This window comes from Paenibacillus sp. DMB5, from assembly GCF_001517085.1.
In the GTDB taxonomy this organism is placed as follows: domain Bacteria; phylum Bacillota; class Bacilli; order Paenibacillales; family Paenibacillaceae; genus Paenibacillus_AQ.
Genome location: NZ_LRAC01000125.1, coordinates 1 through 14,940 on the forward strand (window position 1 = coordinate 1; position 14,940 = coordinate 14,940).

At 54.0% G+C, this 14,940-nt stretch carries 19 protein-coding genes and 1 pseudogene; 4 read left to right on the plus strand and 16 right to left on the minus strand.

Annotated features, from left to right (window positions below; genetic code table 11):
* Positions 1-364: 364 nt before the first annotated feature.
* The 5 genes from racE to AWJ19_RS16480 all read right to left on the minus strand — a co-directional run bounded on the left by racE (position 365) and on the right by AWJ19_RS16480 (position 3,778).
* Positions 365-1,171 (minus strand): glutamate racemase, encoded by an 807-nt coding sequence (gene racE / locus AWJ19_RS16460; protein ID WP_068725325.1) that lies wholly within the window; start codon positions 1,169-1,171, stop codon positions 365-367.
* A gap of 349 nt (positions 1,172-1,520) precedes the next feature.
* Positions 1,521-1,982 carry a YtxH domain-containing protein gene (locus tag AWJ19_RS16465; RefSeq protein WP_068725327.1) on the minus strand — a complete coding sequence of 154 codons (462 nt, stop codon included), beginning with the start codon at positions 1,980-1,982 and terminating at the stop codon, positions 1,521-1,523.
* Positions 1,983-2,085: 103 nt separating this feature from the next.
* Positions 2,086-2,763 (minus strand): metalloregulator ArsR/SmtB family transcription factor, encoded by a 678-nt coding sequence (locus tag AWJ19_RS16470; RefSeq protein WP_068725329.1) that lies wholly within the window; start codon positions 2,761-2,763, stop codon positions 2,086-2,088.
* A gap of 72 nt (positions 2,764-2,835) precedes the next feature.
* Complete coding sequence (locus AWJ19_RS16475) at positions 2,836-3,276, minus strand: HepT-like ribonuclease domain-containing protein (protein ID WP_068725330.1); 441 nt, start codon at positions 3,274-3,276, stop codon at positions 2,836-2,838.
* Between the two features lie 214 nt (positions 3,277-3,490).
* On the minus strand, positions 3,491-3,778 hold the full coding sequence (locus tag AWJ19_RS16480; RefSeq protein WP_068725332.1) for a Dabb family protein: 288 nt from the start codon (positions 3,776-3,778) through the stop codon (positions 3,491-3,493).
* Positions 3,779-3,942: 164 nt separating this feature from the next.
* On the opposite strand from AWJ19_RS16480, the gene AWJ19_RS16485 reads away from it, so the two are divergent.
* On the plus strand, positions 3,943-4,527 hold the full coding sequence (locus AWJ19_RS16485) for a helix-turn-helix transcriptional regulator (protein ID WP_068725334.1): 585 nt from the start codon (positions 3,943-3,945) through the stop codon (positions 4,525-4,527).
* Positions 4,528-4,626: 99 nt separating this feature from the next.
* Here AWJ19_RS16485 and AWJ19_RS16490 read toward each other — a convergent pair whose 3' ends face one another.
* The 9 genes and pseudogenes from AWJ19_RS16490 to rpmG form a co-directional block, all read right to left on the minus strand.
* Positions 4,627-5,253 carry a class I SAM-dependent methyltransferase gene (locus AWJ19_RS16490; RefSeq protein ID WP_068725335.1) on the minus strand — a complete coding sequence of 209 codons (627 nt, stop codon included), beginning with the start codon at positions 5,251-5,253 and terminating at the stop codon, positions 4,627-4,629.
* Positions 5,254-5,291: 38 nt separating this feature from the next.
* Positions 5,292-6,044 (minus strand): GNAT family N-acetyltransferase, encoded by a 753-nt coding sequence (locus AWJ19_RS16495; RefSeq protein ID WP_068725337.1) that lies wholly within the window; start codon positions 6,042-6,044, stop codon positions 5,292-5,294.
* A gap of 22 nt (positions 6,045-6,066) precedes the next feature.
* The gene (locus AWJ19_RS16500) at positions 6,067-6,486 is read right to left on the minus strand and encodes a DUF6157 family protein (RefSeq protein ID WP_068725339.1); all 420 of its coding nucleotides are present in this window, start codon (positions 6,484-6,486) and stop codon (positions 6,067-6,069) included.
* Positions 6,487-6,645: 159 nt separating this feature from the next.
* The gene (gene rpsN / locus AWJ19_RS16505) at positions 6,646-6,915 is read right to left on the minus strand and encodes a 30S ribosomal protein S14 (RefSeq protein ID WP_068725341.1); all 270 of its coding nucleotides are present in this window, start codon (positions 6,913-6,915) and stop codon (positions 6,646-6,648) included.
* Positions 6,916-6,954: 39 nt separating this feature from the next.
* Positions 6,955-8,061: a metal ABC transporter substrate-binding protein gene (locus AWJ19_RS16510; RefSeq protein ID WP_068725343.1), complete on the minus strand. Its 1,107-nt coding sequence runs from the start codon at positions 8,059-8,061 to the stop codon at positions 6,955-6,957.
* Between the two features lie 36 nt (positions 8,062-8,097).
* Complete coding sequence (locus AWJ19_RS16515) at positions 8,098-8,961, minus strand: metal ABC transporter permease (RefSeq protein ID WP_068725345.1); 864 nt, start codon at positions 8,959-8,961, stop codon at positions 8,098-8,100.
* Positions 8,907-9,614: a metal ABC transporter ATP-binding protein gene (locus AWJ19_RS16520; protein ID WP_068725347.1), complete on the minus strand. Its 708-nt coding sequence runs from the start codon at positions 9,612-9,614 to the stop codon at positions 8,907-8,909. The genes AWJ19_RS16515 and AWJ19_RS16520 overlap by 55 nt, the downstream gene beginning before the upstream one ends.
* Before the next feature lie 60 nt (positions 9,615-9,674).
* Positions 9,675-10,887: pseudogene (locus AWJ19_RS16525) on the minus strand (GTP-binding protein).
* Between the two features lie 43 nt (positions 10,888-10,930).
* Positions 10,931-11,080, minus strand: a complete 150-nt coding sequence (gene rpmG / locus AWJ19_RS16530) for a 50S ribosomal protein L33 (protein ID WP_039871924.1) — start codon at positions 11,078-11,080, stop codon at positions 10,931-10,933.
* Between the two features lie 223 nt (positions 11,081-11,303).
* On the opposite strand from rpmG, the gene AWJ19_RS16535 reads away from it, so the two are divergent.
* Genes AWJ19_RS16535 through AWJ19_RS16545 form a run of 3 tightly spaced genes read left to right on the plus strand, consistent with a single transcriptional unit; the run spans position 11,304 to position 14,266 of the window.
* Complete coding sequence (locus AWJ19_RS16535) at positions 11,304-12,347, plus strand: GTP-binding protein (protein WP_068725349.1); 1,044 nt, start codon at positions 11,304-11,306, stop codon at positions 12,345-12,347.
* 30 nt (positions 12,348-12,377) lie between these two features.
* Entirely contained in the window at positions 12,378-13,367 is a 990-nt protein-coding gene (locus AWJ19_RS16540; RefSeq protein ID WP_241781776.1) for a permease, read from the plus strand.
* Between the two features lie 20 nt (positions 13,368-13,387).
* Positions 13,388-14,266 carry a TIGR03943 family protein gene (locus tag AWJ19_RS16545; protein ID WP_068725351.1) on the plus strand — a complete coding sequence of 293 codons (879 nt, stop codon included), beginning with the start codon at positions 13,388-13,390 and terminating at the stop codon, positions 14,264-14,266.
* Here the strand turns inward: AWJ19_RS16545 and AWJ19_RS16550 are convergent.
* Positions 14,259-14,657, minus strand: a complete 399-nt coding sequence (locus AWJ19_RS16550) for a NusG domain II-containing protein (RefSeq protein ID WP_082707945.1) — start codon at positions 14,655-14,657, stop codon at positions 14,259-14,261. The two genes, AWJ19_RS16545 and AWJ19_RS16550, sit on opposite strands and share 8 nt — an antisense overlap.
* A 91-nt stretch (positions 14,658-14,748) precedes the next feature.
* Positions 14,749-14,931 carry a hypothetical protein gene (locus tag AWJ19_RS16555; protein ID WP_068725352.1) on the minus strand — a complete coding sequence of 61 codons (183 nt, stop codon included), beginning with the start codon at positions 14,929-14,931 and terminating at the stop codon, positions 14,749-14,751.
* Between the last annotated feature and the right edge of the window lie 9 nt (positions 14,932-14,940).

Below are 14,940 nucleotides of genomic sequence, written 5' to 3' on the forward strand. Positions count from 1 at the left end.
GCCGAAATCAAAGGCATTTTTGCCCTTCATTTCGCGCATATTCACCCGTTCTGCCCGAAATCAAAGGCATTTTTGCCTTCATTTCGCGCACATTAGCCCATTCCGCCCGAAATCGAGGGGATTTTTGCCTCTCATTCCTCTCATTCCTCTCACTCCTCTCACTCCTCTCACTCCTCTCACTCCTCTCACTTCGCACACTCGCCCGCTTCTGCTAGAAACAAAGCTATGTTCCACTTCCTCAATCCTTTTCCTCGTCCTCTTCTTCTCCCTTTTCCAACATGCCGCAAAAATACAAAAAACCGGGATAACTCCCGGTTTAATGCGATCTACTTTAGAGGTTTGTCCCTATTCCAAACACCTCAGCTTACAGAGAGGACACCTGCCATACTACGGGCGTCCGTTTAAGCTGCTCGCCGAGCCAGTCACGGGCGATCCGCTGAAACATCTCGGCATCCCCGCTGCAGAAAAACTGGTGAATCGGGGTTTCATCCCCCCGGGCCAGCTGGCCTTTGTCATAGAGAATCGTGCTGATCTCCCGCGCTGTTTCATCCGCCGAGCTGATCAGTTTCACTCCCGGCCCCATCACTTTGCCAATCGGATCTATGAGAAAAGGATAATGAGTACAGCCGAGAATCATAGTATCGATAGGCTCGTATTTGATGCCGTTCAGAGATTCTGCTACCGCAATATGGCTCTCTTCGGAACGGAACATGCCCTGCTCCACAAAGGGCACCAGCGCCGGACAAGCCTGGCTGACCACCTCCACGAACGGGGACAGCTCCTTCAGCGCAGCGGTATACGCTCCGCTCTTGATTGTACCCACCGTCCCGATAACACCGACCCGTCCCGTTTTGGTGGCGCTGATCGCGGCGCGGGCTCCGGGATGGATCACACCGATAACCGGAATGGACACCTTGGCCGAAATATAATCCAGCGCTGCTGCTGTTGCAGTATTGCAGGCAATTACTATCATTTTAGGATTGAATTGAATTAAGTAGTCAACGATTTGTTCAGTGAACAATTTCACTTCTTCTGTCGAACGGGGTCCGTAAGGGGCACGGGCAGTATCACCGAAATAGATGATTTTTTCCCTGGGAAGCTGTCTCATGACTTCCTTGACAACCGTAAGCCCCCCCACACCTGAGTCTAGTATAGCTATAGCCTGCTGCACGAACACACCGCTTCCTTTTACTTGTTTTGTGTAGCTTATGTAAGGTCAGACACAAGTGTACCTGACTTTTAGCCCCAATTGCAGATAATACTCTTTTTAGGGCTCCAGTTCAAGGAAGGATTAAAAATAACCCCACAAAGCGGGCCTTGACAAGAAGCTGACTCAGGTACTTTGCACAGGCCCCGGAAACATATAAAACCGCCTCCCGCAAGGTATGCGAGAAGCGGTGCCAAGCGGCCGGAGGCGGCTTCAGCCTATCTGTCCGGAACTCAGTAAGCCATATTTTCCAGCAAAGGGAGCAACCGGGTCCCCCTGAGTTAACCACACACCGGCTGTCCCGTGCCCGTTATTAGAGAACGCCGTCCTTGTCATCTTTTGCAGCAGAACCGTCTTCCAGCACAGCATCCGCACTGTCTCCGGCGTCAGCCACATCCTGGGCATCCTCTGCAGCTGCCGCAATAATTTCTGCGGTCTCAGCTTCATCAAGATTTACGGCAGCTTCTTCGGCAACAATACCGCTAACCACGGCAATCTCTTCCTCCGCATCAATCTGGGTATACTGCTTGCTCCATTCCTTCACTTCGCTGACGACAGATTCCACTGCGTCCTTGGCTTTACCGTACAGCTCCGAGCTTTTTTCACTTGCTGCACCCGCAATTTCCTGCACTTTATCAATGGCACCGTTCGTTCCGTCCACAATGTCCTGGCGCAGCTCTTTTCCCGGTTTAGGGGCGAACAGCAGCGCAGTCACTGAACCGACCACACTACCTGCCAGAATTCCCCACAGCAAGCTTTTGGTATCCTTTTTCATCGTCAATCTCTCCTTTGGATTCAAAGTGCCTCTGCCCGTCACCCCCGGGCGTTCGCCTAGTTCTGCTATATCATAAGCATAGAGAGTTTGTCCTGTGACTGTTTCAGGAAGACTTTTCGTAGGTTTTGTCCCGTTTGGCCGGATGACCGGGATCCGGTGTAATTGCATACCGGCAGCATTGGCCGCCTTCAGCCATACATTCACTGCGCGTTACCTTTGCCCCGAGCAGCTCCTCGAACAGGCTCTGTTCACACTGGCAGGCTTTGCGGTACTGGGATGCAACCTGGCGGATCGGGCAATTATACTCCCGCATCACAAAGCTGCCGTCCTCCTCCTTGCTCCACTCGGCCATGTATCCGCCGGAATTCTGGATCGAGGCCAGCTCAGCTACCCGTTCCTCCAGATTCCGGTTTTCCATCATCGGTGTGTACTGGGCAAGCATCCGTCTGCGCCGGCCTTCAAACAGCACATTGACCGCCTCAATCCCGCTCGTATGATCCAGCTCCCGCAGCAGCTCCAGCGCCAGATTGTGATAGGTTTTGGGAAAATGCTCCTCGGCCCGCTCCGTCAGCGAATACACATGCAGGGGCCTGCCCATCGCCTGGCGGACGACCCTGGTTTTGGCCAGTGATTCCTGCTCCAGCTGCAAAACATGACGCCGGACCCCCATTTCCGTAATCCCCAGCTCTTCGGCCAGCGCGCCGATGGTCATCGGCCCCCTCATTTTGAGCAGCGTCATTATATTGCGCCTTGTCGAACCGCTCTCCTGCCCTTTTTTCATGCTCAGGCACCTTCTTTCCTTAAGGCTTGTCGGCAGTGTATTTCAGTCCTCCGTTCTTGCGATGGATACAGATCAGACCGTAAGTTCTGCACCCAGCTCCTGATCCAGATACCTGCGCACTTCCAGGGCGAATCGGTCCAGAACATCCGGAATCTTTGCGGTCAGCGGGTGCAGCCTGCTCCGTTCCCAGACATAATAATCCTGCACCAGCGGCTTGCGGAGCGCTACCAGTTCAATCAGGGTATCGTAGATTCCGCTGTCCCCGAGCACTTTTTCGTCATTGATAATCGAAATGATATCCTCATAACTTCCCGCATCTCGCATAATGAAGCCGTCAATCAGGCAGCTTCCGACATCCGTCACTACCTCGATCCCCAGATGCAGACAACGCTCCTGCACAAGTCCGTTCATAATGCCCCCATCCCAGGAATCCGCAGCACTGCGCAGACCGGCCCCGATCGCGGGAATCTGATCCAGTATATTCTCAATTTGCTTCCGGTTAACATAGTACACAGCTGAACCCTCCAAGTCAGGTGGTATGCAAGAATGCTAATGTGCTAAACTTACTTGCCGCGTCTGCCCCGGCGTTTCAGCCAGAACAGCATGATGAAGCAGGCGGCCAGAAAAACGACCAGGTACGTCAATGCTTCCATCGGATACTCAAGCTCACGCATTTACCTCACCGCTTCCGGTATAAAATGGGAACCCTGCCGCAGCCGGCAGCTCTTTAGATTTCGTAGTCCACAGCGACAGAAAGCTCTTTAACCTCGTTAATATGGGCGATAACTTCTTTATGCGCCGGGTGAACCTGGTATGCCTGCAGATCCTCGAGTGAAGCAACGGTGGTCACCAGTGCGATATCAAAAGACCGCTCCGAATGAATCACATCGGCACCAACCTCAATGGAGAGCAGCTGCGGAATCTTTCCTTCCATGTTGCGGAGCACTCCGACTGTAGTAGCCACACTCTCCGGAGACCGGTCTTTCAGTTTAAAAAATACGATATGCTTGATCATCTATTTCGCTCCCTGCTGTGAGTATTGTAAATTTGATTACTAAAAATATATCATAACGGTAACACTTCTGAAAGAAACTTAACCCCCATGTCAGCAATTACAGCATTAACCATTGCAGCGTACCGGAAAGTATTGTAGTATAACGTTAAAAATTCGGAGGAAGTATGCCTAAGAATCAACAAGAACCTCACAAAATTCAGGCCTGGTCTCTGATCAACCGCAAATATCTTGGACAGGGCGTACGTGTAAAACGGTTCCGCAGACCTAAGCGCAGCCAGATCCGCAACCGGGTGCTGCTGGCCGTTCTGATGGCCAAGGACATCAAATTATCCAAGCTTGCGGAAGAGCTCTCCGTCTCCTCGCGCAGTGTAAGCGCCTGGGTGTACGAGGGCCGCATTCCTTCCAGAAACAATCTGGACAAGGTCTGCCGTCTGCTGGGGTATCCGTCCCATATCCTGTTCAACGAAGCACTTCTGCGGCAAAGTCCGATTGTCTGCCAGCCTACCCCATCACGTTTTATGAAAAGAACGCTTGCCCATTCTCCGCAGAATAACGTTATTTTGACAGGGCTATGCATGGTGTATGACTTCTCTGTAACCGATGTCAGCATCTGGATCGGCGTCCACCCGGGCACCTTCCGCAAGTGGCTTCACCAATGCCATCTTCCAACCCTGGCCCTGCAGGAAAAGGCCGAGAGCTTTTTCCGGATTCCGCGGCATATTTTATTCGCTGATTGTGAGCTGAGATAGCGGACTGAGCGCCCGGATGATCTTTTTACACCTTGGAGACAACTATACTTAAGGCCCTTCTTTCTATAAAAGGAGGGCCTATTGACGTCTTTTGCTATATCAGTATGTTTTGCGTGCGATGATGTACCGCAGTATGTATTCATGGGCTCCGCCCTGGCTGCTGTGCAGACTCTCGGGGAACGTTCCGGTCTCCCTTATTGCGGTTCCGGCAAAATGGTCTCTCAAATCAGCATCACTGAAGAAGTGCGCGTACTTTGCTTCCTTGTACTCGTAGGTTCCCGGTTCAAGCCTGCGGCCGCGGCCGTTGTTCATGTCTTCATCGGAAAAGCTGGTGAAATACAGCAGTCCGCCGGGCTTCAGCTGGGCAAGACATGCGGCAATCAGCTTCCTGCGTTCCACCTCCAGAAATAAATGAAGCACATCGTAGCAGTATACAGCATCCACCTGTACGCTCAACTGCGGCTCCAGGGCCGATCCGGCCATAAAAGTAGTCTCCGGGTCCCACTCTGCCGCCAGCTCCAGGGCTTCTGTACTCGTCTCGATCCCGTAGGTTGTGAACCGTGCCGAGAACACTTTGGTATTGCGTCCGTAACCCGCACCTGGAACCAGCACCGATTCCACACCTTCCGCCCTAAAAAGCTTCTCCGCCTGCCAGGCCGACGGACTGGGCTCACTACCCCATATCATGCCTTCCCGGGCAAAGCGCCCGCTCCAATATTGTGACATGGTTATCTCCTTTGCTGCCGGAATTTTGCTGCTGGAATCTAGTCTTTAATCCTATACCAGTATTGATAGATTTCTTTATAGCCCAGCTTGTCATATAATGCGGAAGCGCCGGCATTTGCCAGCACCACCTGCAAAAATGAAGATGCCGCACCCTCCGAACACCCCCAGTGCAGCAGCCCGAGAATCAGCTCCTCTGCCAGTCCCTGCCTTCGGTATTCGGGTGCTGTAATGATATCGTACAGCCCGATATATCCATGCTGTATTACACCAAGGCCGCAGGCTGCCGGCACGCCGTCCTTAAGCAGCAGCGCATATCCCTGCTGCAGGCTGGATGCGGACAGCATCCGGCACAGGGTATCCGGCTCTGTGCCGGACAATTTCGCCTGACGGGAGAACGCCGCGAGCCATTCCTCTGTCAGATGCCCGCTGATTATGAGTGTATGCCGGCTCTGCAGCGGCGGCAGCTGCTCCAGATCGCGAGTCCGCACGGATGAGGGGCTGTCCATCCGGTAGCCCAACTCCTCCAGCAGATCATCCAGCCCGGCAGGGTTGATGTAGGGGGTGATTTTGAATACCGTCTGCATTCCGGCCCGCTCATAATACTGCTCGGATAGCAGGATTTTTTGCTTCACATCAAGGCCATGCTCCATCTCTGCAGGCCCGTATAAAGGATTAACGGAATTCGACCGTTTCGTATAACCCGAGGCTGACCGCAGAATCCAGCCCTCGAGCAGCACACTCTGCTCCGCCGGCCAGGTGTTCAGGGTCAGCTCTTCAATATTTTTGTACACAGCCGCATTCTCCTTTCTGGCACTAGCTTCGTTTGCTCCGCATCGCATTCAGCAGGGTCAGCCCGCTGTTCTCCCCGGAAGTATAGCGGTCGTATTCAGGCGATTCCATTGCATAGATGGCAATTCTGCCCTCTGCATCAAAATGGACACCCCAGCCGTAGCGCTTGGGCAGCATGGACGCTCGCAGGCAGGGATGCTTCCTTGAGAAAAGCTCAGCCCATATTTCAGCCCGGCGGGAGATACGCTCTTCCTCGGGAATTTGCTTGTGGCGCACATGGACCTCATACAGCAGCTCCTCATGTGTATAGCGGTAGGGTTCTTCTGCAAGCAGCTCATACTGGATGATATGTGCAGGCAGCTGCGGCTTGGAGGTGACTGGTATGATACCTGTCTCCACCGGACAATCTGCCGCGACGCGGATAAACGTATTAATATAGCTCATTTTCCCGCCTCCTTTTCTCCTATCTTAATTTACAGGACTGCTCAGGTAAAGGGATTTACAAACAGCACAAACAGCCATTTCCTGAAATACCGGAAATGGCTGTTTCTTCCTTATAGCATGCTTGCTGTCTTGTCTTAAGACTGCTGACGTACCGCCGGACTACCAGCTGGATTTGGTGACGCCGGGAATCTGACCCTTCAGTGCCAGCTCACGGAACACAATCCGGGATATCTTGAATTTGCTCAAGTACCCTCTTGGCCGGCCTGTAACAGCGCATCTGTTCTTCTGGCGTGTCGGCGAGGAATCGCGCGGCAGCTTCTGCAGAGCCATATAATCTCCCTTTGCCTTCAGTTCTCTGCGTTTGTCCGCGTATTTGGCGACCAGCTCCTGGCGCTTAAGCTCTTTTACCACTTTGGATTTCTTTGCCATACGTATGAACTCCTCTCTATTCCGGATAATCCGGCCGTTCTATTCATTTAATGCTATCTTCAGCGCTTCAAGATTCTGGCGCATAACGGATATATAATTCATATTGCTGCTGCGTTCCTCATCTGTAAGACCTTCAATCGGGTTCAGAACGGCTGTCTTCGCTCCAATTTCCTGGGCAATAGTTTCGGCGACACTGGATGACACCAGAGTTTCAAAAAAGATCGTTTTTACATCGTTGGCCTTGGCAAACTCAACAATTTCAGCCATCTGGGCAGCAGAGGGCTCCTGCTCCGGAGACAGGCCGGCAATAGGCACCTGAGTCAGGCCGTATTCCTTGGCAAGGTAGCCAAAGGCGGCATGCTGGGTTATGAAATCCTTCCGCTTGGTACCCGCCAGCCCCTCTTTGAAGTCCTTATCCAGCTGCTCAAGCTCGGCAATATAGCTGTCGGCATTAGCTTTGAATGCAGCAGCATGCGCCGGCGCAGCTGAGGTGAGTGCCGCTTCAATGGTACGCACCTCCTTGATGGCCAGGGAAGGCGCCAGCCAGACATGGGGATCGAGTCCGCCATGGTCATGAGTGTGGCCTGCTTCAGCATGATCGTGATCCACAGTGCCGTGGGCTTCTTCAGCGTGCTCATGATCGTGATCCTCAGTGCTATGAGCTTCTTCCGCATGCTCATGAGCGTGACCGCCTTCTTCCCCTTCGGCGCTTTCCATAATCTCCAGCCCTTTGCTTGCCTCAACAGCAATCAGCTTGCTGCCGGAGGCACTGTCCAGTACCTGGGCGGTCCAGCTCTCCATCCCGGCCCCGTTATAGATGAGCATATCTGCATCAGTAATCCGGGCCATATCCTGGGATGTCGGTTCCCAGTCATGCGGCTCGACACCTGCCGGTACCAGGAGCTCGACATCGGCCAGATCGCCGGCAATATGCCGGGTGAACTCATACATCGGGTAAAAGCTTACTTTGATATCCAGTTTGTCAGCGGGAGCTGCGGCCGTATCAGCAGCGGCTGTATTTGCATTACCGCCAGCGTTTGTGGCAGCAGCATTGCCAGAGGGACTGTTATTGCTGCCGCAGCCCGCAGCAATCAGCATGGCCGACAGGGACAGGACGGCAAGATGACGGATTTTGAACGTTAGCATAATGAGGTGTGACACTCCTTTTCTTCTATATGAATTCTATATTTCGTGAACGGATTTCCCGCTGTGCAGGGGACTCCGGTATTTACTGTGGCGGCGTTTCAGCCTGATCAGCCTTTGTGCAGCAATGGCTGCCAGCAGGAACAGCAGCAAAATGAGTGCAATCGTACCTCCGGGAGGCGTATTTATATAGTAGGAGGCAGTCAAACCGCTGAACACGCCGAGCAGCCCGGCAGATACCGCAATCAGAATAGCGGCGGTGAAGCCGGAGGCAATGCGCAGGGCGAGTGACGCCGGGAGAACGATCAGCGCCGATACCAGCAGCACACCAACAACAGGCATGGCAGCGGCAACAGTCATGCCTGTAAGCACAGCGAACGAAAAGGACAGCAGACCTGTACGGACACCGCTGATGCTGGCTGTCTCTTCATCAAAAGTCAGGCTATAGAGCGGCCGGCGCAGCACAATGAAATACACAAGGCCAACGGCCGCAACAATCGCGATAAGCCTCAGCTGGGTATCGCTGACGGCGACAATGGAGCCGAACAGGTATGAGCTGAAGCTTTTGCTCAGATTCTGCTTCAGACTCATCAGCACAACAGCCAGTGCGAGCCCTGTGGTCATGATAATGGCTACCGGGAGCTCACTGTATGTACGGTAAGGACGGCGGAGCTGCTCGATGACCAGGCCGCCGGCAACCGCGACGGCGAAGCCGCTGAGCGCGGGATTTAGCTGGAGCACCGAGCCGAGCGCCACTCCGGCAAGCGACACATGCGACAGGGTATCGGCCATCAGCACCTGGCGGCGCAGCATCAGATAGACCCCCAGCAAGGGGCCAATAATGCCGATCAATCCGCCGGCCCAAAATGCGCGCTGCATGAATTCGTAACCAAGCATGTCCATCCCTCCCTCTCCTTGCGCTCCAGGCTGATTACACTGTCCAAATAGGCACCCGCTTCCTCCTGACCGTGTGTGACCATAATGACAGTCCTGCCATGCGATTTGACATAATGGCGCATCAGCTTATAAAAACCCGTACGGCTAGCCGCATCCATCCCGGTTGTCGGCTCATCCAGCACCAGCACCTGCGGCTGCTGGGTCAGCGCCCGGGCGATGCAGATTCGCTGCTTCTGTCCGCCGGACAGCTCGCCGATCCTGCGGCTGCGGTAGTCCCACATCTCTACCTGCCGCAGACATCTCTCCACCAGCTCATCCTGTTCCCTGGTGAAACGGCGGAACAATCCGAGCCGCCCGTAGCAGCCGGACCGGACTAATTCAATAACAGAACTGGGAAATCCAGTGTTAAACGAAGCAATCTGCTGTGGAACATAGCCGATATTCAGCTTACCGTCCCCTGTCAGCTCACCGTTCAGCTCAACCGTCCCGCCCCACGGCCGCAGCAGGCCCAGCATCAGCTTGAGCAGAGTCGTCTTCGCCGCCCCGTTCGGTCCGGTGATACCGATGAATTGTCCGGCTTCAATATCCAGCGAGAGACGGTCGATGACCGGCTCTTCACCATAACCGAACACTACATTCCGCATGGATGACAATAGCATGGAACTGCCTCCCTTCTTTAATTATTAAGATTAACCCATCTCGGCCCTAAACCACCGCCGCTACTCCTGCCCTGCAGCCAGCAGCTCCTCAGTCGGCCAAGGCAGCGGATTGTTGAACTGCTTCCAGTCCTGACTCATCTCCTCAGCAGTCAGGAGACATCTGTCGAGCCGTGCTTCCAGAGCGGCCCGGTCCATCCCGATGCCGATGAACACGATCTCGTTCATCCGGTCGCCCCACCGCTCATCCCACCGGGCCTTCACATCCGGCTCAGTCTCCAGTACCTCCAGCTGCTGCGCTTCCGGCAGCGTCGCCAGCCAGTAACCGGCCGGCCGAACTGGATCGACGGGCGGCCTGGCTCAAGGTTGCCGCCAGATCACCTTTAGCGGCAATCCAGACCAAGCCTTTGGCCCGCACCACTTCTTCCGGCCAGTTGCTAAAGAAGAAGCTTAGGCGCTGCGGATGAAACGGCGCTCTGCGCCGGTAGACGAACGAGGTGATGCCGTACTCTTCCGTCTCCGGCGTATGCTCTTCCTTGTTCAGCTCGGCAATCCAGCCGGAGGACATGCTTGTCTTTTCGAAGTCGAACCGGCCGGTGTTCAGAATTTCTTTAGGATCAACCACACCCTTGACGGTGCGGATTATTTTGGCGGAAGGCTGCAGCCTGCGCAGTACAGCTTCCAGCTTGTTCAGCTCCTGCTCCTCCACCAGATCGCATTTGTTGAGCAGCAGCACATCGCAGGTTTCAATCTGGTCGATCAGCAGGTCGACGATATCGCGGACATCATTGTCCCCGGCGGTCATGCTGCGGTCAAGCAGGCTGTCCCCTGATGCAAAATCATGCCAGAACCGGTTGGCATCGACCACCGTGACCATCGTATCGAGCCTGGCCAGCTCCGTCAGATCAATATCGAGGTCCGGATTGGCGTAAGTGAAGGTCTGGGCCACCGGCACAGGCTCACTGATCCCGGAGGATTCAATCAGGATATAATCGAACCGGCCTTCGGCAGCCAGCCTGCCTACTTCGCGCAGCAGATCGTCGCGCAGGGTGCAGCAGATACATCCGTTGGACATCTCCACAAGAGTCTCCTCTGTCCGTGACAGGGTGTTACCGGATTTAACCAGATTAGCATCTACATTCACTTCGCTCATGTCATTGACGATTACTGCCACCTTCAGGCCATCCCTGTTCTGCAGGATATGGTTGAGCAGTGTCGTCTTGCCGGAGCCGAGATAGCCGCTCAGCACGGTTACAGGTATTTTTTTCATGATTATGCTCCTTACTGTAATGGTTTTATTGGGATCAGCCGTTTACGAATCAGCGGGTCTCCCGGTGCAGTGTTACGCGCTTTAAACGCGGAGAATATTTTTTCATTTCCAGACGCTCCGGATTATTTTTCTTATTTTTGACGGTGGTATAGTTACGGTCGCCTGTTTCCGTGCAGGCCAAAGTTACAGTTACTCTCATAAGTTTCAGCTCCTTTTATTTAATCGTAATTCTTACGATTTACACATCATAACGTCTTCTCTGACCAAATGTCAACTGTCTGCAGCCAAAAAAATTCCTAGCAGCGCCGGACTTAATCTCTCAAAAAAGATGGTCTTTCTGCCATTGGCAGCACGTATAGATGGAATTATGAAACTATGATTCTTGCAGTGATTCATAACAAATAAAGGCGGGAGTGTGGACCATGAAGATACCGGTGATGATATTGAGCGGCTTTCTGGGGAGCGGGAAGACAACCCTCCTGCTCACCCTGCTGCAGGAGAGCAAGGCACGGGGGCTAAATGCGGGAGTTGTGATGAATGAGCTGGGCAAACGTGACGTAGACGGATATATTTTGCAGGAGCAGACCGGGGCCAATGTGGAAAAGCTGTTGGATGGCTGTGTCTGCTGTAGCCGCAAAGAGGATCTGCCCAGAAGCCTAGGTGCCGTCCTCGCCCGGCGTCCCGACATTATCTATATCGAGCTAACCGGAGTGGCCGATCCTGAAGAAATTGCCCTGGCGCTGCAGGAGCAGCCGCTTAGCGAGAGAGTAAATTTGCATTATACAGTTACCGTACTGGATGCAGAGAACGTGCTGGAATACAACAGCCGCTTCTCGTCCGACAAACAGCTGGTCAGGACGCTCCGCAAGCAGCTTGCCGGCGCTGATCTGCTGATCGTCAACAAATCCGATCTTGTTGAGCCAGAGCGTCTGTGGCGAATCGAAAAAACCGTCCGCAAATACAACACGGACTCGGAGATTGTGTTCACCCATTACAGCGAGATCAATCTTGCTCCGCTGCTGGCCGGCATATACCCGCAGGAGCCCCGTAATGCAGCCGCCTTGCGCAGCACGCTTCCGGTCAGCGGCGTTCCGCTGAAACGCATGCACAGCGGACAGACTCCGGGAGCTACCGCGGTACAGGAGCGGGAAGCCGATTCCGGCGGTTCCTATTCCCAGGTATCCGCCGTCACCCTTACCTTCCCGCAGTCGGCGGAGCAGGGCATTTCAGGTGAACAGCTTGAGGCCTTTTTCCAGCAATGGGGCAGCAGCCTGCTCAGAGCCAAGGGGCATGTCCGTTTAATTGGCCCGGAGCACGGGCTGCAGCCTGTCCAGCTGGTCCAGTTCGCCGGAAACCGCATCAGCTGGGAGGCATCACGCTACCCCGGCCAGCCCTATATTGTGTTCATCGGACTGGGGCTTGATGAGCAGCAGCTGACAGCGCAATGGTCCAGTCTGTTTGGCTGAAGCTATGCAACGGGAAGGAGCTAACATGTATTGACATCTTTTTTTCCGCTCAAAATGCTGCCGCTGCTTATTCCCGCCGTCTTCCTGATCGTCCTTGGCATAGTCTGGCTGCCGGAGCATCCGGAGCTGCTGGAGAACGCATATGTCCACAGCTTCAAAACAGCCTTCATCGGCATTCTGCTGGAGGCCATGCCGTTCGTGCTGCTGGGAGCCCTGCTGTCCTCGCTGCTGCGCGTGTTCGTTCCGGACGAATGGATCTCGCGCTGGATTCCGCAGCGGCCGGTTCCCGCGATCCTGTTCGGCTGCCTGCTCGGCATCCTTTTCCCTGTCTGCGAATGCGGAATGATCCCGCTTGTCCGCCGGCTGATGCAGAAGGGAATGCCGCTCTATGTCGCCATAGTATTCATACTGTCCGGCCCGATCCTGAATCCTGTCGTATACGGGGCCACGCTGACCGCCTTCCGCACGCACCCCTGGCTCGCCTACGCACGGATGGGACTGGCTTTTGCCGTAGCAGCAGCTGTAGGGCTAATCATATACGTCACTGTGACCAAGTCACCGCTGCGGCTGTCCATCCGGCGGGAAAGCGGTGAAGCACACCGGCTAACAGCCCGCGGGGGCAGATTCGTATCCGTGCTTGTTCATACTTCGGATGAATTTTTCGAGATGGGCAAATATTTAATCATTGGCTGCCTGCTGACTTCCGGCATTCAGACCTTCATGGATCACGGCAGTCTGGAAGCCATCGGCGGCATGCCGCTGGGCTCGTATCTGTTCATGATGGGCCTTGCCTTCGTGCTGTCTCTCTGCTCGACTTCCGACGCTTTTGTCGCGGCAACCTTCCTGCATACTTTCCCGTCAGGCTCTCTTCTGGCCTTCATGGTGCTCGGGCCGATGCTTGATTTCAAAAATTCGCTGATGCTGCTCTCGCTGTTCAAGACCAGATTCGCCTTTTATCTGTTCTTTCTTATTTTCTCGGCCGTTTTCGTCGGCTCGGTGCTGGCATCATTCTGGCTCTAGTCCACTTTCAGGAGGTCCCTATGAACGACCCGCGCAGCATCCGCGTACATTATCTGCTCAGGGCGGCCCTTCTGCTCGGTTTTGCGCTGTATATTGCACATTTAAGCCAGCAGGATGCATTGCATTATTATGTCGCCCCCAAGCTCGCCCGCTGGATCCGGCTCTGTCCGGTGCCTCTGTCGCTGATGGCCGTAAGTCTTGGAATACAGGCTCTTTTCGGCAAAAGCAGTGCACTATGCGACTGTGAGCACCAGCTGCCCCGGTCCATGTTCAAGAGCACTGCTCTCTACGGCCTGTTCCTGCTGCCCCTGCTGCTCGGTTTTGTGCTGCCGGACCGGGCGCTCGGGACAGCTGCAGCAGCGAGAAAGGGGGTCTCCCTGACCTACATTTCGCCCGAGGAAGGAAGGGAGGAACGGTTTGCCGCCGCAAACCCGTACCAGGAGGAATTCGCCGAGCTTGCAGGAAAGCTGTATAAACAGCCTGTCATCACTGTACATCCCGAGATTTTCTCTGAAACCTTCGGGGCCATCGACCTGTATAAGGAGCAGTTTGAAGGCAAGGAAATCACAGTCTCAGGGTTCCTGTACCGTGAACAGGGGGCTGCCGGAGATTCTTATGCGGTAAGCCGTTTTCTGGTGCAATGCTGCACGGCAGACGCGACCCCGTTTGGCATTCTGCTTGATCCGCAGACGCAAATAAGCCTGCCCGCAGACACCTGGATTGAGGTGCGGGGCAAGCTTCATACCGCTGATTATCAAGGTAAAGCTGTGATTCAGATTATTCCCGAAACGGTAACTCCGATTCCTCAGCCATCGACGCCTTATGTCTACTCCAACGCCGATTCTGTAGCCGCCTGGGAACAGATCAGCAGCAGTCCGGGAGTAAAAGAGGCTAAATAACGGCATCCAGCTCCTCGTCATTATCGATCGAGGCATCCGGATTGACAACCTCAACCATCAGTCTGGCCGGAATGCAGATAATCTGCTGTTTCGGCCTGGAGATGAACCCCATATCCAGCGCAATCGGCAGCGGGGCATCGGAATAGGTCATTTGAATGCCATAGTCGTATATCTTGAGAATGTTATGGCCGAATTTGGTCTGAATATCAATGGTCTGTTCTTCCTTGGTCAGCTTAACGGTCTGGTAGGCTTTGCCGTTGATTGTAATCACGGCCTGCAGGTCTCCCTGCTCATAGTGCTCCCCCCGTACGTCCAGCCATTTGACACCATAGATTCCGCCTGCAAGCAGCAGAACCAGAACAATCAGTATAAAATCGCCGCGTTTCATCATATCCGGTGCAAAGATCCTCTCGCTGGCTAAATTTATTCGTAAAAATTACGGATAATATAAATATAGTCAGCCAAGAAAAGATTGTCAATGTTTATGATAGACGTCTCCTCACGAGCAGCAGGCCCAGCGTAAGCAGGACATAGATCAGCAGCACCACAACAAGTGTCAAAATCCGTTCAGATACCGTCCCATCCGCAAACAGCACCGGACCTAATCCAAAAAAGCTGACCAGTGCGTACATAACGCCAAACCCTGTATACACGAGCCCTTTCATTTACTGTCC

What these genes read in the sequence shown, in the direction of transcription:
- AWJ19_RS16465 (WP_068725327.1), bottom strand. Translation starts at nt 1,982, where the DNA reads ATGAAAAAGGATACCAAAAGCTTGCTGTGGGGAATTCTGGCAGGTAGT.
- AWJ19_RS16470 (WP_068725329.1), bottom strand. Translation starts at nt 2,763, where the DNA reads ATGAAAAAAGGGCAGGAGAGCGGTTCGACAAGGCGCAATATAATGACG.
- AWJ19_RS16480 (WP_068725332.1), bottom strand. Translation starts at nt 3,778, where the DNA reads ATGATCAAGCATATCGTATTTTTTAAACTGAAAGACCGGTCTCCGGAG.
- AWJ19_RS16485 (WP_068725334.1), top strand. Translation starts at nt 3,943, where the DNA reads ATGCCTAAGAATCAACAAGAACCTCACAAAATTCAGGCCTGGTCTCTG.
- AWJ19_RS16490 (WP_068725335.1), bottom strand. Translation starts at nt 5,253, where the DNA reads ATGTCACAATATTGGAGCGGGCGCTTTGCCCGGGAAGGCATGATATGG.
- AWJ19_RS16500 (WP_068725339.1), bottom strand. Translation starts at nt 6,486, where the DNA reads ATGAGCTATATTAATACGTTTATCCGCGTCGCGGCAGATTGTCCGGTG.
- rpsN (WP_068725341.1), bottom strand. Translation starts at nt 6,915, where the DNA reads ATGGCAAAGAAATCCAAAGTGGTAAAAGAGCTTAAGCGCCAGGAGCTG.
- AWJ19_RS16510 (WP_068725343.1), bottom strand. Translation starts at nt 8,061, where the DNA reads ATGCTAACGTTCAAAATCCGTCATCTTGCCGTCCTGTCCCTGTCGGCC.
- AWJ19_RS16515 (WP_068725345.1), bottom strand. Translation starts at nt 8,961, where the DNA reads ATGGACATGCTTGGTTACGAATTCATGCAGCGCGCATTTTGGGCCGGC.
- AWJ19_RS16520 (WP_068725347.1), bottom strand. Translation starts at nt 9,614, where the DNA reads ATGCTATTGTCATCCATGCGGAATGTAGTGTTCGGTTATGGTGAAGAG.
- rpmG (WP_039871924.1), bottom strand. Translation starts at nt 11,080, where the DNA reads ATGAGAGTAACTGTAACTTTGGCCTGCACGGAAACAGGCGACCGTAAC.
- AWJ19_RS16535 (WP_068725349.1), top strand. Translation starts at nt 11,304, where the DNA reads ATGAAGATACCGGTGATGATATTGAGCGGCTTTCTGGGGAGCGGGAAG.
- AWJ19_RS16545 (WP_068725351.1), top strand. Translation starts at nt 13,388, where the DNA reads ATGAACGACCCGCGCAGCATCCGCGTACATTATCTGCTCAGGGCGGCC.
- AWJ19_RS16550 (WP_082707945.1), bottom strand. Translation starts at nt 14,657, where the DNA reads ATGATGAAACGCGGCGATTTTATACTGATTGTTCTGGTTCTGCTGCTT.
- AWJ19_RS16555 (WP_068725352.1), bottom strand. Translation starts at nt 14,931, where the DNA reads ATGAAAGGGCTCGTGTATACAGGGTTTGGCGTTATGTACGCACTGGTC.